Origin of the sequence: Pseudomonas sp. PGPPP1 (genome assembly GCF_002255865.1) — a bacterium.
GTDB classification, from domain to species: domain Bacteria; phylum Pseudomonadota; class Gammaproteobacteria; order Pseudomonadales; family Pseudomonadaceae; genus Aquipseudomonas; species Aquipseudomonas cremoris.
Window position 1 is genome coordinate 622,507 of sequence record NZ_NKIG01000001.1, and the last position, 16,514, is coordinate 639,020.

At 59.0% G+C, this 16,514-nt stretch carries 16 protein-coding genes, 1 tRNA gene and 2 pseudogenes; 6 read left to right on the top strand and 13 right to left on the bottom strand.

Annotation, left to right across the window (positions count from 1 at the left end; all coding sequences use genetic code 11):
• Positions 1 to 29: 29 nt before the first annotated feature.
• From CFE47_RS02820 to CFE47_RS02845, 6 genes are all read right to left on the bottom strand, one after another.
• Entirely contained in the window at positions 30 to 1,355 is a 1,326-nt protein-coding gene (locus CFE47_RS02820; protein ID WP_286835402.1) for an OprD family porin, read from the bottom strand.
• Between the two features lie 61 nt (positions 1,356 to 1,416).
• Complete coding sequence (locus CFE47_RS02825) at positions 1,417 to 2,751, bottom strand: MFS transporter (RefSeq protein ID WP_286835403.1); 1,335 nt, start codon at positions 2,749 to 2,751, stop codon at positions 1,417 to 1,419.
• 176 nt (positions 2,752 to 2,927) lie between these two features.
• Positions 2,928 to 4,166 (bottom strand): Zn-dependent hydrolase, encoded by a 1,239-nt coding sequence (locus tag CFE47_RS02830; protein WP_286835404.1) that lies wholly within the window; start codon positions 4,164 to 4,166, stop codon positions 2,928 to 2,930.
• A gap of 21 nt (positions 4,167 to 4,187) precedes the next feature.
• The gene (locus CFE47_RS02835) at positions 4,188 to 5,117 is read right to left on the bottom strand and encodes a 2-hydroxyacid dehydrogenase (RefSeq protein WP_286835405.1); all 930 of its coding nucleotides are present in this window, start codon (positions 5,115 to 5,117) and stop codon (positions 4,188 to 4,190) included.
• Entirely contained in the window at positions 5,114 to 5,872 is a 759-nt protein-coding gene (locus CFE47_RS02840) for a class II aldolase/adducin family protein (RefSeq protein ID WP_286835406.1), read from the bottom strand. The genes CFE47_RS02835 and CFE47_RS02840 overlap by 4 nt, the downstream gene beginning before the upstream one ends.
• A 12-nt stretch (positions 5,873 to 5,884) precedes the next feature.
• A complete protein-coding gene (locus CFE47_RS02845) occupies positions 5,885 to 7,180 on the bottom strand; it encodes an MFS transporter (RefSeq protein WP_286835407.1) in 1,296 nt (431 codons plus the stop codon).
• Between the two features lie 158 nt (positions 7,181 to 7,338).
• On the opposite strand from CFE47_RS02845, the gene CFE47_RS02850 reads away from it, so the two are divergent.
• From CFE47_RS02850 to CFE47_RS02860, 3 genes are all read left to right on the top strand, one after another.
• Entirely contained in the window at positions 7,339 to 8,346 is a 1,008-nt protein-coding gene (locus CFE47_RS02850) for a LysR family transcriptional regulator (protein WP_286835408.1), read from the top strand.
• An 84-nt stretch (positions 8,347 to 8,430) separates the two neighbouring features.
• Positions 8,431 to 8,865, top strand: a complete 435-nt coding sequence (locus tag CFE47_RS02855) for a hypothetical protein (protein ID WP_286835409.1) — start codon at positions 8,431 to 8,433, stop codon at positions 8,863 to 8,865.
• A gap of 67 nt (positions 8,866 to 8,932) precedes the next feature.
• Positions 8,933 to 9,484 (top strand): GNAT family N-acetyltransferase, encoded by a 552-nt coding sequence (locus CFE47_RS02860; protein WP_286835410.1) that lies wholly within the window; start codon positions 8,933 to 8,935, stop codon positions 9,482 to 9,484.
• On the opposite strand, the gene CFE47_RS02865 is transcribed toward CFE47_RS02860, so the two are convergent.
• From CFE47_RS02865 to CFE47_RS31655, 3 genes and pseudogenes are all read right to left on the bottom strand, one after another.
• Entirely contained in the window at positions 9,453 to 10,145 is a 693-nt protein-coding gene (locus CFE47_RS02865; RefSeq protein ID WP_286835411.1) for an SOS response-associated peptidase family protein, read from the bottom strand. The two genes, CFE47_RS02860 and CFE47_RS02865, sit on opposite strands and share 32 nt — an antisense overlap.
• A 526-nt stretch (positions 10,146 to 10,671) precedes the next feature.
• Positions 10,672 to 11,006, bottom strand: a pseudogene (locus CFE47_RS02875) (site-specific integrase); the annotation flags it as partial.
• Positions 11,006 to 11,161: pseudogene (locus CFE47_RS31655) on the bottom strand (phosphoadenosine phosphosulfate reductase domain-containing protein); the annotation flags it as partial. The pseudogenes CFE47_RS02875 and CFE47_RS31655, both read right to left, overlap by 1 nt.
• Before the next feature lie 72 nt (positions 11,162 to 11,233).
• Here CFE47_RS31655 and CFE47_RS02880 point away from each other — a divergent pair.
• Entirely contained in the window at positions 11,234 to 11,503 is a 270-nt protein-coding gene (locus CFE47_RS02880) for a hypothetical protein (RefSeq protein ID WP_286835412.1), read from the top strand.
• 356 nt (positions 11,504 to 11,859) lie between these two features.
• On the opposite strand, the gene CFE47_RS02885 is transcribed toward CFE47_RS02880, so the two are convergent.
• Positions 11,860 to 12,153: a hypothetical protein gene (locus tag CFE47_RS02885; RefSeq protein WP_286835413.1), complete on the bottom strand. Its 294-nt coding sequence runs from the start codon at positions 12,151 to 12,153 to the stop codon at positions 11,860 to 11,862.
• Positions 12,154 to 12,489: 336 nt separating this feature from the next.
• Positions 12,490 to 13,407, bottom strand: coding sequence for a LysR family transcriptional regulator (locus CFE47_RS02890; RefSeq protein ID WP_286835414.1), 918 nt, complete (start codon positions 13,405 to 13,407; stop codon positions 12,490 to 12,492).
• A gap of 157 nt (positions 13,408 to 13,564) precedes the next feature.
• On the opposite strand from CFE47_RS02890, the gene CFE47_RS02895 reads away from it, so the two are divergent.
• The gene (locus CFE47_RS02895) at positions 13,565 to 14,596 is read left to right on the top strand and encodes an alcohol dehydrogenase catalytic domain-containing protein (protein WP_286835415.1); all 1,032 of its coding nucleotides are present in this window, start codon (positions 13,565 to 13,567) and stop codon (positions 14,594 to 14,596) included.
• A gap of 368 nt (positions 14,597 to 14,964) precedes the next feature.
• Here CFE47_RS02895 and CFE47_RS02900 read toward each other — a convergent pair.
• A tRNA-Leu gene (locus CFE47_RS02900) sits at positions 14,965 to 15,051 on the bottom strand.
• A gap of 225 nt (positions 15,052 to 15,276) precedes the next feature.
• On the opposite strand from CFE47_RS02900, the gene CFE47_RS02905 reads away from it, so the two are divergent.
• The gene (locus CFE47_RS02905; protein ID WP_286835416.1) at positions 15,277 to 15,741 is read left to right on the top strand and encodes a hypothetical protein; all 465 of its coding nucleotides are present in this window, start codon (positions 15,277 to 15,279) and stop codon (positions 15,739 to 15,741) included.
• Positions 15,742 to 15,778: 37 nt separating this feature from the next.
• On the opposite strand, the gene deoC is transcribed toward CFE47_RS02905, so the two are convergent.
• Complete coding sequence (deoC, locus tag CFE47_RS02910) at positions 15,779 to 16,459, bottom strand: deoxyribose-phosphate aldolase (RefSeq protein WP_286835417.1); 681 nt, start codon at positions 16,457 to 16,459, stop codon at positions 15,779 to 15,781.
• Positions 16,460 to 16,514 lie beyond the last annotated feature (55 nt).

Consider the following 16,514-nt stretch of genomic DNA (forward strand, 5'->3'; position numbering starts at 1 on the left):
TGCCGACGAAACGACCGTGGGGCCTGGGCTTAGAACAGGGCGAGGGTATAGCTGACGATCAGACGGTTCTGCTCTTGGTTGGCCTCGGCCTGGGAGTGCAGGACGCCGTAGCGCCAGCCCAGGCTCACCCCTTTGAAGGTGCCGTCCTGGATCACGTAGTCGAGTGCCAGGTCACGCTCCCACTCCGTTTGGTTGCCGCTGGCGGTGGTCTGGATATTGCTGCCCTTGAGGTACACCAGTGTGGCGCGCAGGCCTGGCACTCCCGCGGCGGCAAAGTCGTAGGCATATTGGCCGAACCAGGTGCGCTCGCCAGCGCGATTGAAGCTGGCAAGCATACGGTCGGTGAACAGGTAGACGCTGGAGCCTCCAGCGCCCTTGTCCGGCAGGGAGCCTTGGTTCAGTTGCACGAAGTTGCTGTCGGCGGAGACACTCTGGTAGCCGCCGGTCAAGGCATGGCCACCAAGGCTGTAGGTAAAAATGGCGCTCCAGGTCTGGTTATCGATTTCACCCGAGCCGTTGTGGGTATAGCCGCCTACTCGGTAGCCCGCTGTGCGCCCGGCGGCTGAGGCGTTGGCGCCGTCCGAGCGGGTGTCGAAGTAGCGCAGGTCGGTCTTGAACGTTTGTCCTTCACCCAGGGCGAGGGCATGCTGGAGGCCGAAGAAATGCTGGGTGTAATAGTCCTCAAGGTTGGCCAGGTAGTACTGGGCCGTCAGGTTTGGCGTGACTTTGTAGTCGGCGCCGGCAAACAGAAACTGGTTGCTTTCCCGGCTGCCGCCGCTGACGGCCAGGCCGGTACGGTCGCTGGAACCGCGACCGGTGGCGTGTTCCAGGCGGCCGCCGGTCAACGTCAACGCATCGATTTCGTTGCTGGTGATCAGGCCGCCCTCAAAGGTTTGCGGCAGCAGGCGACCGTCGTTGGCTTGCAAAATCGGCAGCTTTGGCATCAGCGTGCCGTAGCGCAGTTCGGTTTTGCTCAAGCGTGCCTTGGCGGTAAAGCCCAGGCGGCTCCACTCGCTGGCAGCGCCGTCGCCGTCCGAGGGAATCATCGAGCTGCCGCGATGGCGGCCCTGGCCACTGTCCAGCGTCACACCCACCAGGCCCAGTGCATCGAGGCCCAGACCCACGGTTCCGCTCGTAAACCCGGAGGTATAGTTGAGCATCAGGCCCTGTGCCCATTCTTCGGTCTTGCTTTGTCCGGCACCGCCCGGTTGATCGCGGTAGTCGTTGTTGAAGTAGAAGTTGCGTAATCCCAGGGTGGCCTTGCTGTCATTGATGAAGTCGGCGCAGGCCAATGGGCTGAGAATCAGCAGGCAAGCGCCTGCGCTCAAGCCGAGCAAATGTTGAGTCGCATTCATGAGGTGTCTATCCAAACCAAAAGTGAGTGGCGGCAGAGTCGAAGGCAATGTCGTTATTGTTTTAAGACTGGGAGGCGCTTGCACTGCCCAGGTCGCGCTTGAAGGTTTCGGTGAGCATCAACAGGGCGATCAGGGAAATCACCGCGGAGCCGATCATGTACCAGGCCACGGAGGAGCCCTTGCCTGTCATCGCCAGCAACGCCGTGGTCACAATGGGCGTCGCAGCACTGCCCAGCAGCCCGGAAAGCATGTAGGCCACCGAAAGACCGGAGTAGCGCACGCGGGTGCCGAACAGCTCGGCGAGGAAGGTGGCGATGGGGCCGTAATTGGCCGCGAAAGCGGTCATCAGCAAGCCATAGCCGAGAAACACCAGCGGCAACTCCCGAGTGTCCATCAACCAGAACATCGGAAACGCCACCACGGCTTCACCGACGATGCCGGCGATGATGATCGGCTTGCGCCCGTAGCGGTCGGAGAGGGCGCCGAACACCGGTAGCAGCACGATGCACAGCGCGCAGGACGCCAGCACCACGCTGAGCATTACCGAGCGACTGAACCCGAGGGTTTGCGTGCCGTAGGTGAGGCCGAACGCCACGATGATATTGAACGACGCGCCGGTGGACATGGTGGCGACGCCGCCCAGTACGACCTGCTTCCAGTATTTGCGGAAGATCTCGGCCAACGGCAGCTTCACCTGCGGTTCAGCCTCTTTGGCCTGGTTGAACGCCGGGGTTTCACTGATGTTCAGGCGGATGTACAAGCCGACCGCGATCAGCAGCGCGCTGGCCAGGAACGGAATACGCCAGCCCCACGCCAACAGTTCTTCAGGGGACAACCACCAGGCGATGCCGAGGAACGCCAGATTGGCAATCATCGTGCCCGCTGGCACGCCGATCTGTACCCACGAGCCATACAGCCCGCGCTGGTTGGCAGGAGCGTGTTCCACTGCCATCAGCACGGCACCGCCCCATTCGCCGCCCAGGGCCAGGCCTTGGATAATGCGCAAGGTCAACAGCAGGACCGGCGCCCAAATACCGATGCTCGCGTAATCCGGTAACAGGCCGATGGCGAACGTGGCGGCGCCCATGGTCAGCAGCGAAATCAACAGCATCGATTTACGCCCCAGCTTGTCGCCGAAATGGCCGAACAGGGCTGCGCCGACGATGCGCGCGCCATACGCCGAGGCGAAGGTGCCAAAGGCCAGCAGCGTGCCGATCAGGGCATCGAAAGCAGGAAAGAAGATTTTGTTGAACACCAGCGCCGATGCAGTGGCGAAGACGAACAGGTCATACCATTCCACGGTGGTGCCGATCACACTGGCGATCGCGACTTTTCTCATGTTGACGCTGGTTTCAACCGGTAGCGTACCGGTCTGGATGCACGCGGGACTGTTCATGCCTTTTTATCTCCAGGTTGAGCGTTGGGCTCAGCGGATTGATTTATTGGTTGGCAGTTTTTTAACGGTGTAGCGGTGGTGAGTTAGCGGTTCTTGTTGTTTTTCAGGGACGAGCAAGTCCAGCCCGACGAGCGCGACACAGGCGCGCCCGTCAGGAGTGGGTGATACGCGATCAATCAGTCAGGTAATTGCTGTGCCCGGTTCAGGACTGCGTTGAGCAGCACGTCGCAGCCCATGCGCACGTCTTCGGGCAAGGCGTCTTCGGCTTCGTTGTGGCTCAAGCCGCCAACGCACGGGATGAATATCATCGTGGTGGGGCAGTGGCGCGCCAGGTGGATGGCGTCATGACCAGCACCGCTGACGATGTCCTGATGGGGGTACTCCAGCGCTTGCACCGCCGAACGTACCGCCGCGATACACGCCGGATCAAAAGGTGTAGCCGGGCTGAGCCAGTGGCGGCTGATCTCCAAACCGAGCCCGCGCTGGTGTGCAATGTGCGTCAGGCGTGCCGACACGGCTTGCTCCATCGCGTGGATCTGCTGGTCCTCGTGGTGGCGCAGGTCGACGGTGAACTGGACACGCCCCGGGATGGTATTGCGCGAGGACTTGGCGATTTGAAGCTGGCCCACGGTGACTAGGCCTTTGGGCGCAAAGTCACGGGAGATAGCTTCCAGCTCCATGGCCATTTCGGCGGTGCCGAAGAAGGCATCCTTGCGCAGTGGCATCGGTGTAGTACCGGCATGGGCGCTGACCCCACTAACCTGCACATCCAGCCAGCAGATGGCCTGGCCGCCGGTGACCACGCCAACGGGCAGGCCGTTGTCTTCGAGGATCGGGCCTTGTTCGATATGGGCTTCGAAGTAAGCGTCGAAAGGGCGCTTGAACGCCAGCGTGCCGTGCTGGCCGATCTCCGCCAGCGCCTGGGCGACACTGATGCCGTCAGCGTCCTTGGCGTCTAGTGCGGTTTGCAGCGACAGCGCCCCGGTGAACACCGCCGAACCAAACATCGCCGGGGTAAAGCGTGCGCCTTCCTCGTTGGTCCATACTGCAATTTCGATCGGCTGGCGCGTGATGATGCCCAGGTCATTCAGGCTGCGCACAACCTCCAGCCCGCCGAGTACGCCGTAGATGCCGTCGAAGCGACCGCCCTTGGGCTGCGTGTCCAAGTGGCTACCCATGACAATCGGCGCCAGGCTGTCATCCTGCCCTGCGCGACGGGCGAACAGGTTGCCGATGGCATCGAACGCGATCTGCATACCGGCTTCCCGGCACCAGCCCATGAACAGTTCGCGGCCAGCCAGGTCTTCCCTGGACAAGGCCAACCGGCAGTTACCGCCGCGCTCGGTGGCGCCGACCTTGGCCATGTCCATCAGGCTCGCCCACAGGCGCTCACCGTTGATTTTGAATACGCTCATCGTTGACCTCGTGTCACGTGTCTAGTAACCCAGGTCGATATTGACCGGGTTGTGCAAGGGCTCGCCGTTGGCCAGGCGCCGGGTATTGAGGGCGACCTGTTGGGCAATGCAATCGTGGGACGCGGAGGACGCCATGTGCGGGGTGATGATCACGCCAGGCATGTGCCACAGGCGGTCGTCCACCGGCAGTGGCTCGCGTTCGAACACGTCCAGCACCGCACCGCGCAACTGGCCGCAGGCAAGTGCTTGCTCAAGGTCGTCCACACGCACGTGCTGGCCACGGCCGCAATTGACCACCACGGCACCTTGGGCCAGCCGCTGGAACGTGGCGTGGCACAGAATGCCTTGGGTGGCGGGTGTCAGCGGCAGCAGATTGATCAACAGGTCCAGGCCCGCAAGAAAATCGGCGAACTGTTCGTCGCCGCGATGGCAAGCCACACCGGGCAGCGTCTTGTGGCTGCGCGCCCAGCCGCGAACGGTGTAGCCGGCACCGGCCAGGTCATTGGCGATGGCGGCACCCAGGGAGCCGAGGCCCATTACGCCCACCTTGAAATCCACGGCTGCCTGCTGGGGGTGACGTTGCCAGGTACGTTCGCGCTGTTGCTGAAAAACCCGGTCAAACCCCCGGTGAAAGTGCAACACAGCCCAGCGCACATACTCGGTCATGCCTTGGCGGTGGGCCGGGTCGACCACACGGCAAATCGGCAAGGCTGGGCGGCTGGGATCGGACTGCAAGTGATCAACCCCAGCCGCCACTGAGTGCACCAGTTGCAAGTTGGGCAGGGCGCTCAGGCTGCCTGCCGGCGGGAACCAGCAGGCCGCGACCTGTGCATCCTGCGCTTCGGGTGAATCGGCGAGTACCACACGCATATCGCCAGCCTGGCGGGCGAAGGCGGCTTGCAGTTGGCCCAGCAGCACGCTATCGGACGACAACAACACAATGGTGTTCATGAGCAGTACGACTCGCGCTGGTCTTCAATCAGGGTCAGTGCGGCTTGCCAGCTGAGTTTGATAATTTCCTCGGCTTCGTCGCGGTCGAATTGCTCGGCGGTGTGCCGGCGCACGTCTTCGCTGGGGTAGACCAATTCGCCAGCGCCCGACAACGCTTGCACCTGGGCCTGGCAGGCACGCTCCAGGAAGTGAATCTCATGGAAGGCTTGCGCCACGTCGCCGCCTGCGGCGAGCAAGCCGTGATTGCGCAGGATCATGGCTTTGTGCGGTCCGAGGTCCGCGATCAGGCGCTCGCGCTCATCCAGTGACAGGGCGATGCCTTCATAGGTGTGATACGCCAGCTTTCCGTAGAACTTCAGTGCGTGCTGGCTGATCGGCAACAACCCATGGGCCTGTGCAGCCACCGCCATACCGGCCGCGGTATGGGTGTGGATCACACAATTGAGGTCAGGCCTGGCCATATGGATGGCCGAGTGAATCACAAAGCCTGCGGCGTTGACGCGGGCATGCGTGGTGGCGCCGCCGACGACCTGGCCATTCTGGTCGATGCGTACCAGGTCGCTGGCCTTCATCCGGTCGAAGATCACCCCGTATCGGTTGATCAGGAAGTGATGCTCAGGCCCGGGAATACGCAAGGTGATGTGGGTATCGATCAAGTCGGTCATGCGAAAGTGCGCGATCAGGCGGTACAGCGCCGCCAGCTCGCAGCGCGCCTGCCACTCAATGGGGTCGACGTCGTTTTGCAGAGAGTACATGTGAGCTCCTAGTTAAAGCGCAGGTTGGGCGACGGCCGAGTGCTCACCACGCAAGCGCGCGAGGCCGCATACGCCGAACAACGAGAGGGCCGCCAGCAAGCTGAAGAAGATCGCCAACGGCAGCCATTGACCGGCATAACGACTGGCCAGCAGCGTGCCGATGATGGGGGTCGAACCACCCGCAATGGCGCAAATCAGTTGGTAGGCAATCGAGATCCCGGAGTACCGCAGATGGGCGGGAAAGGCTTGGGCCATATAACCGGCAATCACTGCGTAGAGGCCGGAAAGCGTGACCACCGCCATGGCGATACCGAGCGTCATCAGCACCAGGTTCTGAGTGCCCACCAGCAGGAACATTGGATAAGGCACCACCATCGACAACAGGGCGGTCAGCATCAGGAAACGGGCTTCACCCATGCGCTCAGCCAGCAGCGCGCTGATGGGCTGGGAGACCAGCTGCAGGAGGGTGACCAGGAACAGGCAATCGAGAATGGTCGACCGCGCAATGCCCTGATACTGAGTGACGTAGGTAATCATGAACGTGTTGGTGAAGAAGAACCCCGCTGAGCCGATGGTCACGGCAGCCGCTGCGAACAGAATCTGGCGCCAGCAGGTGCGGATCACTTCAAGCACCGGGTATTTGGCAGTTTCGCCTTTTTCCAGCACTTCCTTGAACTCAGGGGATTCTTGTACGCCAGAGCGGATCAGCAGGCCGATCAGCATCAACACACCGCTGAAAATGAACGGCAGGCGCCAGCCCCATTGCGCAAACTGCTCGGGCTCAAGCGACGTCACCAGTCGGAACGCAATCAGCGCCAGCAGCAGGCCGGCGGGGCTGCCCAGTTGGGCAAATGAGGCATAGAACGTTTTACGGTGGGCCGGTGCGTGTTCACTGGCCATCAACACCGCGCCACCCCATTCACCGCCCACCGAGATGCCTTGGATGATCCTTAGCGCAATCAGGCCGATTGGAGCCCAGATGCCTGCAGTGGCGTAGCTGGGCAGCAGGCCGATGCAGGTCGTTGCAACGCCCATCAATAGCATCGTGAACAAGAGCATTTTCTTGCGCCCGAGGCGGTCACCCAAATGGCCGAATACCATCCCTGCCAACGGCCTGGCGATGAAACCCACGGCAAAGGTGCCAAACGCAGCGAGGGTGCTGAGCGTCGGGTTGTCATTGGGGAAGAACACCTGGCCGAGAATCAGCGCAGCAGCGGTGGCGTAGATGTAGAAGTCATAGAACTCTACAGTCGTGCCAATAAAGGCCGCCGCAGCGGCGCGGCGTGGTTGGTTCGTCTGGGTACGCATGCAAGGCCCTTATGGATTTATTTTTTTGGCAGGGGTCAATCAGCTCACGGTGGCGCTCTTTTGTTGGCGCCTGGGTGCTTTATCTCGTAGCCTCTATAATTAAGCAATTTGCTAATTCTTAATCACTGAATTAGCCAGGCTAATAATGGGGTGAACCGATGAGCAACAAAAATCCAGGCGAGGAACTGGCACAGGTCCATCCCGGAGGTCGGCGCTTCTTGAACGACCGTCTGGATTGGAACCTGCTGCGCACCTATCTGGCGATCGGCCAGGAAGGCAGTATCAGCCGAGCCGCCGCGCGACTGTTCCTGACGCAATCGGCGATCAGCCAATCGCTCAAGCGGCTTGAAGAACAGTTGGGCTGTGCGCTGATCTTCCGCAAAGGCCCGCGATTCGACCTGACCGAAGCGGGCGAGGAAGTGCTGCGCATTGCCGAGGATATTTACGGCAACGTCTCGCGGATCGGCTCGGCCATCGAAGGCCCCCAGGATGACGTAGTGGGCAAGGTTCGGCTGCTGTCCATCAGCCGCGTGCAGTCAACGGTCTACGACGAATTCCTGGCCAACTTTCACCTCAACCATCCCCGCGTGGAGTTGGAAGTGGAAATCCTGCGCAGTTCGGACATTCTCAGTTCGTTGATGCAAAAGACCGCCACTGCCGGCGTTGGGTTATGCCGTATCGCCCAACCGAAGCTGGAACAACGCCGATTGATCCGTCAGCGCTACGCGTTTTTCTGCGGCAAGCGTCACCGTTTCTTTGGCATGCGCGGCTTGGACGTTACGCAGCTGCAAGGCGAAAACTTTGTCAGCTTCACCAGTGACCAAATCGGCGGAAACCTCTCGCCCTTGACGGTATTCCGTGACCAACAGGGGTTCACCGGCAGGATCGTCGCATCGTCCTCCAGCTTCGAAGAGATCCGCCGCCTGGTGATCGCAGGCTTTGGCATCGGCTGCCTGCCGGAGCATCTGCTCGACGTGGACCTTTACAACGGGACGCTCTGGCGCCTGCCACCCAGCGGCGGTGTCACCGATGTGGACATTCACTTGTTGTGGAACCGCGAGCAACGCATGACCCATGCCGAGACGGTGTTCCTCGAGAGTTTCCAGCATGCGATTGCCGGGGCGGAGCAACTTGAGGGGCAGGCGCAGGAGGGCGCTTCGGTGTAGTCGTGAGGCTCAGGCAATGCCATCGGACGCAAATTCAGTTATGTTCCGCCGCTGGAAAACGACTTACCTAAAAGGCGAAACGGAATGCCGCTTGAACTCTCGACGAAACCTGCAGCACTGGCAGCGTTATTCATGAGCATGCTGTTGGCAGGATGCGCAACTCAACAAAGCCCGCCTTCTTCAACTCACCTGACCGGCGCTCAACATACGTTGAAACTCGCTGAGCAAGCCGTTTCGGCGTACCAGCGAGGCGACAAGGCGCGGTGGCAATCATTGTTATGCCTCAAGTCAGTGGATGATCCGCTTGTTGGGTGGAACCAGATTCGGTCTCTGGTGGGGGATATTTCAAACGTCAAATTGGTCAAGATAGCCGAGGCTTCAACGGCGGGGAATGGCTCTGACGCGGACAGTTCTACTGCCGTTGCCTACGAGGTGCACTCGCAGAAGTACCCGCTTAATACGCTGCTCCTGAAGTTTTTCCCGGTTGAAAACGATCAATGTGTCGGGTTGGTTTATTAATCTGAAACAGAGGGTGTGTCAGGCTGACGTTCCATTGGACAGCAGCGTTTGAAGAAGGACCACCCTCATGATTCGCAAGGCGTTACCCTCCGACGCACAGGCGATTGCCCAGGTGCATATCAGCAGCTGGCAAGCGGCGTACCGCGACCTGATGCCGGCCGAGTACCTGGATGCGTTGCAAGCAACCCTGGCGCAGCGTGAATCATTCTGGGTTCGCTCAATTGAGTCGAGCGATGCTGGCGTTTGGGTTGCAGAGCGGAACAATCAGGTTGTCGGTTGGATATCCGTTGGCGCCAGCCGCGACGACGATGCGGCTGGGCAAAACATCGGCGAGGTCATGGCCATTTACGTGTTGGCGGGAAATTGGCAAACGGGCGTTGGGTTGGCCCTGTGGCAAGCCGGCGTGCAGCACTTGATGGAACAAGGGTATGACCGGCTGACGCTTTGGGTCTTGGCTCGGAATGAGCGAGCTATCCAGTTTTATCGCAGGGCAGGGTGTGTTGAGGAGGCGGGCAGTGAGCGCAACCTTGAACGGGGCGGCGTAGCGCTGGTCGAGGTGAGGTATGGGTTGCCCTTTGCCCACTCTGCTATTTCAAAGACGGCTCGGTTGCCTGGATGATCTGCGGCCCTTGAGTCCTGGTGTTGCCTACTGCCATGTCGACCTTGAACCACTCGAAGGCTTCCGCCGGCTCGCCTTGCAGGAGCACCATTTGCTCGGCGCGCTCTTTGGGTGTTGTCGGGTCAAGCCATTCCCGGGCCAGATCCGGCGTCAGTACCACCGGCCGTCGATCGTGGATGTCCAGCATCCCACCAGCGCTGTCAGCGGTGATGATCACAAAGCCGTCATGCTCGCCCGGGCCTTCGTCGGCATCGGGAAGCTGGCCAATGGCTGCGCACAGTACGGGCGCGCCATCACGGCGGCGGATCAGGTAGGGCTGCTTCTTTGGGCCGCCTTCATCCACCCACTCAAACCAGTTGTCGATGGGCGTGATTGCCCGGTGTGGCCAGATCGCCCGAAAGAACGGGCCGTGAGCGACTTTCTCGACCCGCGCGTTGATCGGCGCGGCACGGTCCCTGGCCCAGTGTGGCCGCCACCCCCAGCGTACGAAATCGGCGTGGAGCAAGTCGCCCTGGATGTGTAGTAGCGCTACCTGGGTACTGGGAGCAACGTTGTAGCGTTCGATAGGCTGGTCACCCACGGCGTTGACCAGCGCATTCGGCATGCTCAGCGCTGCAACGAAATCGTGGATGCCTCGATATTGCGAAAGTCTTCCGCACATGGCCAAGCCCTCTGTTTGCGTATGAGCTTAGACAATCGTGGTCGGCTGACGCCTCCTATCGCAGGTAGTAAAAGGCCCGCTCGATGGCGGGCGTCACGTGAATACGGTGAGCGGCGGCTACCCCGCCAAGTACAAATCTCCACGATGAGCGATATGCACCTTGTTGCCATCTGGATCACGCAGGTACGCACCGTAGTAACCGTCACCATAGTGAGAGCGTCGGCCTGGCTCACCTTCATCACACCCACCCGCAAGAAGCCCAGCTTGGCAGTCGATGTTCTTTGGAAGATTTGTGTAGGTCGGCATGACGCCGGAGCTGGGCATTGCGGAACAAGCTTGGAAATGGCGGAGCGGAAAAGATAAAAGCCTACATGAAGTTCATCATGCAAGCCCTTGATATCTGTGGTGCCCGAACCCGGAATCGAACCGGGACGCCCTTACGAGCGGGGATTTTAAGTCCGATCAATAGCTTAGAGTTGTTTTCGGTCCGCAATAGTTCTGCGATGACTCGTTTGGAGGCCTTTGTTTACAAGGGGGCTATTTTAATTGCGGAACGGAATTTTACTTGGTTGGGAGCACTTTCAGCCCCCTTACGGCGCCGGATGTACTGCTCTGTCATGCCGACAGTTGTGTGGCCCAACTGGTCACGCGCGTCACGAATACTCCCTGTCGACTCCTCTTTGTCCGTTGCAGCTTTTGCGCGCAGGTCGCGCATTTGGTTCCGGCCTTTAGCCCGGCCGCGTCAAATCTCCCCCTCAGCATGCTTGCTGTCATCGGCTGGCCGTTGTCCATTACGACGAGTCTGGTTGACCGAATCTTGTGCCCCTTTTTCCTTTCCATGATCCGGCCGATTACGACCTTTCCCGAGCAAACTCCAGGGTGGCTGGGTGCTCCTTCCCAGTATTAGCGAAGGTGACGACCAGATCGCTCAGGTCCTCGTTGTTGTCCTACACTTGGCGCAGCATGTAAGCGCTGGTGCGGCCGCCGGAAAAGCTGACGACCGTCGTCCCGGACAATTTGTAGGGAGACTTAGGGGATCCTTGCCGGCTGGCGTGATTCGTTGATATGGGGTAATACGGATAACTGGCATGGAGCCAATTCAAGGAGCGAAGATGTTTGCGAAAATAGTTGTGGGGGTACTGATCGGTTTTGTCGCAGGTTTCGTTGATTCTAAAGGACCATTTTTGGCAAAGAGAGCTGAGACTATTTTGCAGGTGCTTATTTTCCTGATTGGTCTAGCCTTCCTCGCTTCGTCCTTTGCGGGTGGCGTGATGTACGGCGTGATGGCAATTGCCGAGATCGGTCTTGGCTTCTGCGCATACGGAATAGTATTTAGGCCGACAAGCGTGTACTCCTAAGCCGTTTCAGGCAGGCGCTGCCCTCCGTGACCGGTGTTGGCAATTTGGTTTGTGTTGGGGTGTTGCGGGTGACCGGCAATATCGATTTAATCATCGCCGAGGTTAGAAAACTCTTAAGTTCCGAATAGCTGGCAACCGTTCAAAACAATATGAATCACCCTGGGTTTCATAGATATCCGTGGTATCCGTTTTGGGATGACAGAACTCACTCATGAACTGCCGCTTCGGGTTGATTGCGGTCAGCCTCGAGAGGCAACAACCGGCCAGGAGCAGCCTCTCACAAGCGACCGTTTTCGACCCAAAGTAGACATCCGTGACGAGTAGCTTTCAGCTCGAAGTAGCCACCCGCACGGTAGTTACGTAAGTTTTTCAATCGAAATCGAGTTGGCTTTAATCGTTATATCTCCAAAATCGCCTTCAAGGAATAGAACATTATCAACGATGTTTATCCCTTCAAGCTCTCCGAGTTCGCTAGAGTTTTTAACGTTCAGAGCACCTAGTTTGATAGTTAGCTCAGTGCCGTCCGCGTTCCATGCCATCAGCTTTTTTCTGGTTCCGTCATCCAGTCTGACAACCATCTCGAAATAGCGATGGGCTTGGTCCACTGTGATCGATGAGACACTGCTTTCTTCAAGTGCGCGAACATCCATGATGAAGCTTCTTTTGTTTAAACCCGCATCCTACTACAAGCCACTATTGGCAAATGCATGCGTCTGAAGTGAAGGTCCGCTTTTGGCCGATTGCTGCCTGTCTCGAAGAGCTGCAGCCGGCCAGAAGCGGACGGATTGCAAGCAGAGAAAAGGGGACTGATATAATTTCTGAGAAATAAATCAGTCCCCTTTTCCCTAAGACCGCGGACGCGTCCGAGACGCTTGGCCAACGATCAGCCGCAGACAGCTGCAATGGCAAGTCGCTGACGATGCTGGTCGTCAAATTGTGCCAGGCGGTGTTACCGCGGGCCCGCCGGCTCCTAGGCGCAAGGTCGTCTAATTGCCGGACCGCCTATCAGTCAGCATATTGATCAACGCCCTGAGGCCGGATGGTACATGGCGATTCGCCGAGTAATAGAGGCACAGCCCCAGATACGCGGGACACCACTCTTCCAGAACTCGTTTGAGTCGGCCCTCCTTGAGCGCATGTGCTGCAAGATGGTCGGGCACGAAGGCGATCCCTATTCCCTCGATTGCTGCCTCCACCATCAACGATTGATCAGTCAACGTGAGAGGGCCGGGAGCGTTGATCCTTTCGACAGCGCCATGGCGCTCAAACTCCCATCTGTAGATTGCACCACTTTCAAACCGGAAGCGGATGCAATGATGGTCATACAGATCTTGCGGCACTACTGGATATCCGCGTTGCTCGAAGTACTCGGGCGACGCCACTACCGCAAAGCGGACCTCTCCCATAACTGGGATGGCCACCATATCTTTGGGTACTGCTTCCGCTAATCGGATACCCGCATCAAAACCATCGGCAACGATATCGCTCAGCTTGCCATCACTGAATATATCGAGATGGACGCGAGGATTCTCGCGCAAAAAGCGCGCAAGCACTGGCCACAGTACCAACCGGATGGCACCCTCACTGGCATTGATTCGCACCGTTCCGCTGGGAGCGTGGTCATTGCCCTCCAGCTCCCGAACGGCTTCTTCAACTGAGGCCATTGCCGGTCTTAGTTTTATGGCCAGGCGCTCTCCCGCCTCGGTCAAGGAGACGCTTCGAGTCGTCCGGTTGAAAAGGCGGACGTTTAACCGTTGTTCGAGAGCCTTGATCGAGTGACTGATCGCCGAGGGCGTCATGTCGAGATCGATTGCGGCGCTGCGGAAACTTCGGTGGGCTGCGACCGCTAAGAATGCGGCAAAGGCCGACAGGTCATTGCCCTTGGATTGGTGAATTACTTTCATCATTGAATCAAGTATTGACCAGATTGTCGCGACAGTCAACGACCCATAGACTCGAATGAAGCTGCAGCATCGTGGGTCCAAAAGGGCCGGTGTAGCTCTCAGAGCATCTCGTTCGCAGCCCTAACAGTAATGACCACCTGATCGAAAGGAACATGCGATGAAGATGAAGGCAGTTGTGATGACCGGCGCGAACAAACCTTGGGAGGTTCATGAGGTTCCCATGCCCAAGGCAGAGCCAGGGCTGGTCCTGGTGAAAGTTCACGCCTCCGGCATGTGCTACACGGACGTGTGGGCAACTCAGGGGGCTGGCGGTGACATTTATCCTCAGACTCCGGGTCACGAAGTGGTTGGTGAAATCGTCGAAGTCGGTGCGGGTGTCCACACGCGCAAGGTTGGAGACCGAGTCGGTACCACCTGGGTACAGTCCTCGTGCGGTCGATGCCCTTACTGCCGCCAGAACCGCCCGTTGACCGGCCAGACTGCCATGAACTGCGTTTCGCCCAGAACGACCGGCTTCGCGTCGCAGGGCGGGCACGCAGAGTACATCGCAATTTCTGCGGAAGGCACCGTATTGTTGCCCGATGGGCTGTCCTACACGGACGCCGCGCCCATGATGTGCGCGGGCTATACCACCTGGAGCGGCCTGCGAGACGCGGAGCCGAAACCGGGTGACAGGGTCGCTGTGCTGGGGATCGGCGGGTTGGGCCACGTCGCCTTGCAGTTCTCAAAGGCATGCGGATTCGAGACCATCGCGATCACGCATTCTCCAGACAAGCACAAGCTTGCGACCGACTTGGGTGCCGACCATGTCGTCACCAATGCCGAGGAGCTATTGGCAGTCGGTGGTGCCGACGTGCTGCTGATCACCACCAACGACTTCGAAACCGCCGAAAAGGCGCTCGCGGGAGTCAATCCTGACGGTCGCATCGTCCTTTGCGGGCTCGACTTCAGCAAGCCGTTCTCGATTCCGTCCGATGGCAAGCCATTCCATATGATGCGCCAACGGGTGGTTGGCTCCACGCATGGGGGACAGCACTACCTCGCCGAAATTCTCGAATTGGCCGCGAAGGGTAAGGTCAAGCCTATAGTCGAAACCTTCTCTCTTGACCAAGCAACGGAGGCTTATGAACGCCTGTCCTCCGGGAAGATGCGATTCCGTGGTGTGTTCCTGCCTCACGGCGGAAATTGATTCCCAGAGCGGTTCCGGCGACCGCGCGGTCGCCGGCTTCGACTCCAACACATGTAGATGCCTGTTTGCGACTGACAAATATCGGCTTCCGCTTCCAGAGCGATGCATCGCATCTTGGGCGGGTGCGTGAATAGGTATAGCTGTTCTAGAAACCTCGGTACCTCAAAGCGAGCCCACTGATCCGTGTGGGGCGGTCTGCTAATGGCCGAACGTGGCCATACGATTCGTCTCACGAGTCGCGGGGTATTGGTGGTTTTTGTTCGGTTGGCAGAACGCCAGATAGGGGAGTTGCGGAACAGATCCAGAAATTGCGAAACACAAAAGATAAGGGCCTGCATGAAGTTCATCATGCAAGCCCTTGATATCTGTGGTGCCCGAACCCGGAATCGAACCGGGACGCCCTTACGAGCGGGGGATTTTAAGTCCCATGCGTCTACCAGTTTCGCCATTCGGGCGGTAGCGCGTTGTTGCAGGGTTGGGAATATATAGGCCCAGACGCTTCGGTGCAAGGCCGAAGGGCAGCTTTCTTGTACAAACATGCAGGCGAAAAAGCTCGATAGATCAGTGATCTACGTAGGCTTTTAGAGAAAGGGCTGAGGCTTGCGACTGCGCGGGAACAAGATTCATAAATGACAGTCATAGCGATATGCCATCCCGGCAGTCTGGAAAGGAATCAGTTGATGCTCAGTGTTCGCAAGCGTTCTTGGATGATTGCTGCAAGCGTCGTGGGGTTGTTGGCCGGTACGGCTCAGGCGAGAGAGACGGTGCAGTGGGGGGATTTTAGTCCGTCAGGCAGTGACAGGCTGACTGGCGCCTCGCTGGAGGCGGGGAACCTGTACGTATTGAAGACCACCAGTATCACGGTGAATGATATCGACGGGTTGAAGTCCAGCCAGAAGCGAAACGACAGCGAACTGCAAAGCCTGAAGAGCCAATTGGACGCTCAAGACCGAGCCTTCGATGAGCTCAAGCGCAATAACGGTTCCAGCTCCAGCGCCAGCGACAGTCAGCTATCAGACCTCAAGCGCACGGTAGCCGACCAGAAAAGCACCATTGAACGCCAGAAGAGCGATATAGACGATTTGAAGCGCAGCCTGGACGATCTTAAACGCAGCGTTGATAGCCTGAGCAGCAAGGTGAAGTAAACCGTGCGGGAGCGAGCGTGCTCGCTCCACGCCAGCCCTAGTAGGCACCCGCCACCGCAGCAGCACCGCTGACAATTGCAATCCCGGAACTGCTGCCCAACCGTGTGGCGCCGGCCTCAATCATCGCCAGGGCAGTCGCTACGTCCCGAACGCCGCCAGAGGCTTTCACGCCGATCACCGGGCCGACCACTTCACGCATCAAGCGCACATCGGCCAGGGTTGCGCCGCCATGGCCGAAGCCCGTTGAAGTCTTGACGAAGGCGACGTTCAACTCCCGACAAATCACGCAGGCCTGGGTCTTCTGTTCATCATTGAGCAGGCCGGTCTCGAGGATCACTTTCAGCGGCACCGCGCCGCAGGCTTTGAGGACTTGGGCGATGTCGTTGCGGACCAAGTCCAGTAAGCCGTCCTTTAGCCACCCGATGTTCAGCACCATGTCGATTTCCCGCGCGCCGGCCTGGATCGCCAATTGAGCTTCATGGGCCTTGGCAGCGCTGAGGCCTGCGCCCAGGGGGAAGCCGACCACGGCGCACACCAACGATGGCGCTCCCGCCAGGCACTCGACCGCCAGCGGTACATTGGCGCTGTTCACACAGACCGACTTGAAGCCATACGTACGGGCCTCATCGCACAATTGGCGAATGCTTGCCTGGGAGGCATCGGCCGCCAAAAGCGTGTGGTCGATATAGGCGGCGAGGGACGAGGTGTCTTGGGGCATGGCAGAAGTCCTGTGGGAGAGGGTGCTGGCAAAAGCCGGTTTGTGTTAAGTTGGA